This window comes from Rheinheimera sp., from assembly GCF_036568245.1.
In the GTDB taxonomy this organism is placed as follows: domain Bacteria; phylum Pseudomonadota; class Gammaproteobacteria; order Enterobacterales; family Alteromonadaceae; genus Alishewanella.
Genome location: NZ_DATCSY010000279.1, coordinates 1 through 3,200, shown reverse-complemented (window position 1 = coordinate 3,200; position 3,200 = coordinate 1). Strand labels below are relative to the sequence as shown.

The 3,200-nt window shown below is 49.3% G+C and carries 3 protein-coding genes; 2 read left to right on the top strand and 1 reads right to left on the bottom strand.

Annotated features, from left to right (window positions below; all coding sequences use genetic code 11):
* Both VIN66_RS12655 and VIN66_RS12650 read left to right on the top strand, forming a co-directional pair.
* Positions 1 to 1,775: TonB-dependent receptor (locus tag VIN66_RS12655; RefSeq protein ID WP_331924315.1), on the top strand; the 1,775-nt coding region annotated here is incomplete at its 5' end.
* Between the two features lie 168 nt (positions 1,776 to 1,943).
* Entirely contained in the window at positions 1,944 to 2,681 is a 738-nt protein-coding gene (locus VIN66_RS12650; RefSeq protein ID WP_331924314.1) for a transporter substrate-binding domain-containing protein, read from the top strand.
* 7 nt (positions 2,682 to 2,688) lie between these two features.
* Here the strand turns inward: VIN66_RS12650 and VIN66_RS12645 are convergent.
* On the bottom strand, positions 2,689 to 3,200 hold a 512-nt coding region (locus VIN66_RS12645; RefSeq protein ID WP_331924313.1), incomplete at its 5' end, for an HDOD domain-containing protein.

Sequence of the window (3,200 nt, the reverse complement as noted above, 5' to 3'; positions counted from 1 at the left end):
CCGGTGCCGGCGCCTGCGGTGGTATTCTGACCGCCGAAGATGGCATACCGCTACGTGCTGCAGGTTTTTGTAACGTGAATGAACTGTTTGAAGCACACAGCGAAATGGCACAGCGGATAGAAGTGCTTAAAGGGCCGGGCTCGGTGCTTTACGGCTCAAATGCAGTACATGGCGTCGTTAACGTGATAACCCCCGACACCAGCTACGATAATGCGCTGCTAGGGCTTGATCTTGGCTCTTATGGTTACCAACGTTACAAACTGCGGGCCGGTAAAGCCCTTACTAACAGTGGCATCGGCATTAATGCCAGTGTCACCTCTGACAGCGGCTACCGTGCCAATGAAAGTGTGACACAGCAAAAAGTGAATCTGCGCCATCGGTATAGCGCCAGCGCATTTGCGCTGCAAACCGGCGTAACCTTTACCAATTTACAGCAGGATACTGCTGGCTATGCCAGCGATTACTCGCATGATGCAGTCGCAGTGCTGCCAGACGGCGTCGAGCCATACCGCGATGCCCGTTCATTACGGCTGTGGACTAAAGCCAGCTGGGATTTGTCTGCCAAAAACAGTGTTACCGTCACACCTTACCTGCGCGATCAGCAGATGGAGTTTATTAAACACTATCTGCCCGGCGCACCACTGGAGCGTAACAGCCAGTCCGGTGTCGGTATCTTGTCACTGTGGCAGCATGAACTTAACGCAAACCTGCAGCTGCAACTGGGTTTTGACAGCGAATATACCCGCGGCGATATGTATGAGTACCAACAGCAAAGTGCCAGCGGCTCGCCGTTTGTCGTAGAAACGGTGCCTGTGGGGAAGCATTATGACTATGATGTTTCGGCCCGGCTGTATGCACCTTTTGCAGCAATGAGCATGCAGCTCGGAGACTGGCAGCTACACGCTGGCGTGCGCTACGAGAACATGCGCTATAACTATCACAACAATATGCTGACCGGGCGCACTAAAGATGATGGTACACCCTGCGCTTTGGGTGGCTGTCGCTACAACCGGCCGCCAAGCAGCGTTTCCAGCTTTGACGATATTTCGCCTAAACTTGCTGTCAGTTACCAGTTGAATAACACCGCCCAGCTGTATGCTAATCTGTCACGAGGCTACCGCGCACCGCAAACTGCCGAATTATATCAACTGCAGCGCGAGCAAAATGTTGCTGACTTAAAACCGGAAACAGCGAACAATCTGGAGCTCGGCTACCGTTACAGTCATTCGGGTTTGCGCTACTCACTGGCGTTATATCAGATGTCAAAACACAACTTTATCTTCCGCGACAGTAACTTCTTCAATGTTAATGATGGTGCATCCCGGCATCAGGGGATTGAACTGGAGCTGGATTACGACCTGAGCAACAGTATCAATATGAAAATTGCCGCCAGCCACGCCATTCATCGTTATCATTACAGTGAAATATTAAATGGCGTTGATATAAACGGCAACGATATTGATACCGCACCACGTACGCTGGCAAATGTTCAACTTGACTGGCAACTGGAAAACAATATGCAACTGGCGCTGGAGTGGCATTATATCAGCCGCTACTACACGGATACCGAAAACCTGCATCAATACTCCGGTCACAGCTTGTTTAACCTGCGCAGCAGCTGGCATATCAGCCCTCAGTTCACCCTGTTCGCCCGGGTAAATAATCTGACAGATCGGGCTTACGCCGAGCGGGCAGATTACAGCAGTTTTGATGGCGATCGATATTATCCGGGCAGACCACGGAATATATCGTTATCACTACTGTATCAGTGGTAACAAAAAGCAGGCTTGCAAAATACAATGACTAACTGGCATATTAAGCCACTATTTTTATTTTAAATCAGCGACAGCATAAACCTATTGCTTGTCACAAAGCGCTGACAGAATAAAACAGCATTGTATGAGTCTGGTTATGATAGTAACCGGCAACCTTAGGAAATATAGGTGCGTCACTACGCTTGGTTGATATCATTATTATTTGCCTTACCTATGGCAAGTGCAGAAACATTTAAAGTGGCTATTTATTATCCGCAGGTGCCACCTTATATGTACGCTGCTAACGATAATGTGCCACTGGGCGTTGTGCCAGAGCTGTTAAATGCCTTTTTTAATGAGCAACCCTACGAGCTACAGTACGTATTTGAGAACCGTCAGCGGGCTGAGTTAGGCGTGTACAGTGGTAAATACGACGCAACTGTGCTGGCGGAAAAATGGACTGAAGACCCAGACGCCCTGCTGTTTACCCAACCTATTGTTGAACATCACGACTATCTTTATTCACTGCAGCCTGTCACTGAAGACGCGTTAACGGCACAGAGCAGCCACAGCATCTGTTTACGTCGCTATTATAAATACACCGCTTTTAGTCAGCAGCTATCTGATGGCCAGCTTATCCGGCTGGATTCTGATTCAGAATTTGACCAGTTGAATATGCTGGTTAATGGTCGTTGCGATCTGGTGTATATGAACGAGCATGTCGCAACCTGGCTTATTAACAACCACTTCCCCGATACCCAGTTCTATCGCAACAGTGTGCAGACAGATAAAGCGGACCTGACATTAGCGTTGCATCCAAAATGGGCAGCACTTAAAAAGCGGCTGGATATTTATATCCGCGAAGCTCACCGTAATGGCCTGATTGACCGTAGCCTGGCCAGGCATATGAGAAAAAAGCCACGCTAATAGCTGGTTAAAAGCCAGCCTCTGCAAGCCGTAACTGGATTTGCGCCAGTTCTGTCGTGTAAAAATTAACGTAAGCGCGCTCACTCACGCCAATGGGCTGTTTCAATGCATAGCTGCGTTCAATACTGCGCACCACAGTCAGTGCCTGAGCCATCGGGCCACTGTTATTAACAATAGCTTCAGAGATCGCAGGGTTGATATTCAGATAAGGTAACAGCCGCTCCGATGCGATGCCAAACAACATGTCCGAACCGGAAATCAGTGCTGCAAGAAAATACTGCTGACATTGCTGCTCAGTCAGCTGCCAGTGCCGGGCAATACGTTGCATGCTGTAAGCACGGGCCAGTACTGTAATCGCCGAAGCAGCTGTGGCAGTGCCCAGCACCGCGTAGGTCAATACCCATTTTCGTACCAAATCCAGGCCTAGCCGGGTAACCATCTCTTTTACTGAGCTGACATCACGGGTTTTACGATACAACGGGCTGTTGGCTATTTTCAGTATGCCCATCACTATGGCGG